General features: G+C 37.4%; 2 protein-coding genes and 1 pseudogene. 1 reads left to right on the top strand and 2 read right to left on the bottom strand.

All coding sequences use genetic code 11. The features are described from left to right. Window positions 1-111 precede the first annotated feature (111 nt). Window positions 112-558: an endo-arabinase gene (locus ACNO7W_RS16300; protein WP_417938918.1), complete on the bottom strand. Its 447-nt coding sequence runs from the start codon at window positions 556-558 to the stop codon at window positions 112-114. A gap of 179 nt (window positions 559-737) precedes the next feature. Between ACNO7W_RS16300 and ACNO7W_RS16295 the strand changes: the two are divergent. Further along, window positions 738-1,238: pseudogene (locus tag ACNO7W_RS16295) on the top strand (group II intron maturase-specific domain-containing protein); the annotation flags it as partial. Window positions 1,239-1,293: 55 nt separating this feature from the next. Here ACNO7W_RS16295 and ACNO7W_RS16290 read toward each other — a convergent pair. Further along, entirely contained in the window at window positions 1,294-2,181 is an 888-nt protein-coding gene (locus tag ACNO7W_RS16290; protein WP_417938917.1) for an alpha/beta hydrolase family protein, read from the bottom strand. Between the last annotated feature and the right edge of the window lie 285 nt (window positions 2,182-2,466).

The following is a 2,466-nucleotide window of genomic DNA, read 5'->3' as shown; positions in this document are numbered from 1 at the left end:
ATCATAGAAATCCGAATGAAAATAATAATGATAACTTCATAATTGAAGACTAGCAAGCGTGCAGACTTTAAGTCTGACAACCAAATCTATGGACTTTCAGCCCATAGTGGTTTAGTTAGGCTTGTAAATATGAATGGACTGGCCCACTAATTTCCATTGCCCCTCTATTTTTTCTAATAGCCTGATTTCATAAGAGAATGTTTTTTTGCCATCCTTTGCGGTTGATTCTTCATCATGGCTTACCCAGGCATTATTCTCGTGGATACTCATTTTGTAGTTGGTATTCACTGAAAAGCCACCGTTACCCATTGCACTGGGATTTGTATTGATCATCGCAGTTGGAGGCACATCTATTGTAACACCTTCTGCGGTCGAAACCAATATCCTGCTGTACGGCTGAATGTACCAACATTCCGTATGGCCTTTACTATCAGCAGCTCTCCATGTGGCTGATTCTTTTTCCAGTAGTCTCTTTATTGATTCAGATTCATCAATTTTTTGACTGTAACCTAAAATGCTGATACTTATAATTAAGTAAAATGATAATTTCCATTTCATATTGATAGTGTTTATGTAATTCCATTAAAAAAATATTCTGGGTAGAAAGGCGATGTTCTTGTCAGCTTTAAAATTCACTAGGGCTAAAAAACTCAAATAGTGTTCCTTCGAAATTAATTTAAAGTAAATATATGCGATTTAAACTATAATTAAAACAATTTTCCCACTATGTAAAGTAAAAAGAAGTAACCCGCAAAACCGCACCGAGAAGTTTCGAGGAACGCATCCGAAAAATCAACGACCCGAGCCAATAGGCGAACAGGCGAAGCAAATCCAACGAGGATGGTTAAACTATTTTCGGGGGACGAGTATTCAAGGAAAGTTACGAGATATTGATGGTTGGTTGCGCAACCGACTGCGCTATTGCATTTGGACGGACTGGAAGAATTGTAGCGAAGCGAAAATCACGAATACCAAAAAACAATAAAAACGCATGAGCTAAACCTGAACGCAAAAGGAAAAACCTGATGCGATTAGGGATTGACAAAGACCATGCCTATGCTTGGAGCAGAACCAGAAAAGGAGGCTGGCGCATTGCCCAAAGTCCGATTCTAACCACTACAATTACCCTACTGAGACTTAAGAAGAAAGGCTATCAATCAATGTTGGAGATTTACATGGAACTAAACCCATCACTTTGCGAACCGCCGTATACGAGACCCGTACGTACGGTGGTGTGAGAGGCGCACTCCGTCAGTTTCTGGTGGAGCCGTCTACTCGATTGTAGGCAGTGCTTTATTTTGATACTTTAGACTTCTTAATGTTCAAAGCTTTCTGTTTTATCCACTGAATTGAAATATCAACTGGTGCTGTAATATTGCCAGAAGCAGTATTGTGTCCTAATGTTGAAAACAAGGTATATTCGAAAGGTTTGCCTTGAGCTTTCAATGTATTTAATTGCTCCATACACAACTTTACTGGAATCTGTATATCTTTCTCACCAAAAAGCCAAAGTCCTGGAATTGAAAGAGTATTCAGAGAAGTTTTTGGGTCAGTCGCCACGAATTGATATCTGTCTGGGTCATCTTTAGTATGTTCACGAGCATCTGATTCTGTATGATTTTCCCAAAAATTATTGTTTCCATTAGTATAAAACTGAAATCGAAGTTGTTCTAGAGTTGTAATTGTAGGGCAACTAAATAAAACCATAAATTCTATTTGTGGATTTTTACTTGCAGTAATTGGGATTATCCATCCTGCTTGACTGAAGCCAACTAATCCAATTGGTGTTTTTTTATCTTTCAAATAGGTTCGAAATGTATATACTGCTGAACTTGCATCGTGAGATAATAAATTAAGATTAGTAGTGTCAATATTATTCGTGCCAACAGATGGTCCTACATATACACCGCCTGATTCTCCAACTCCACGTTTATCATATGTCAATACAGCAATACCTTCTTTGGCAAGACGTTTAGCGAACTCCATTTCTCTTTTTACAGGATCAGACCCATGAACAATTACAACTGCTGCAAATGTTTTTTTAGGCGTTAAAATAGAGCCTGCAAGAGTGACGCCTTGACTTTCAAACTTTACATCTTGAATGGTAAAGTCGGCCGATTGAGAAAATACCATTTCTGGTAAAGTTATTAATAATAACCAAAGAAATAAGTTAATGTTCATTTTGGTTTAATTTAAAAATTGTTTTGAATTGTCTTGGTCTTCGTTAGCATTGCCTACAACGTTCCGCGGCTACACGAGGTGCAAGGCTTCCTAACTGCATATTTTCTGTTAATATTTATTTTTCTTGCGGGACAGCAATTCCACTAAATCCTTGCATCTTGTGTAACTGCTGTTGAACTAAACCTTCGGTAGCACCAATCTGAATTTTAATTACTTTGCTAATATAATTAAAAAACAGTATTATGACTACAAAAAAAAGCATCCCGATGCCTTAAGAGAAAACAA

Source organism: Flavobacterium sp. ZB4R12 (genome assembly GCF_048276375.1).
GTDB lineage: Bacteria > Bacteroidota > Bacteroidia > Flavobacteriales > Flavobacteriaceae > Flavobacterium > Flavobacterium gawalongense.
This window is presented reverse-complemented; position numbering and strand designations above follow the sequence as displayed.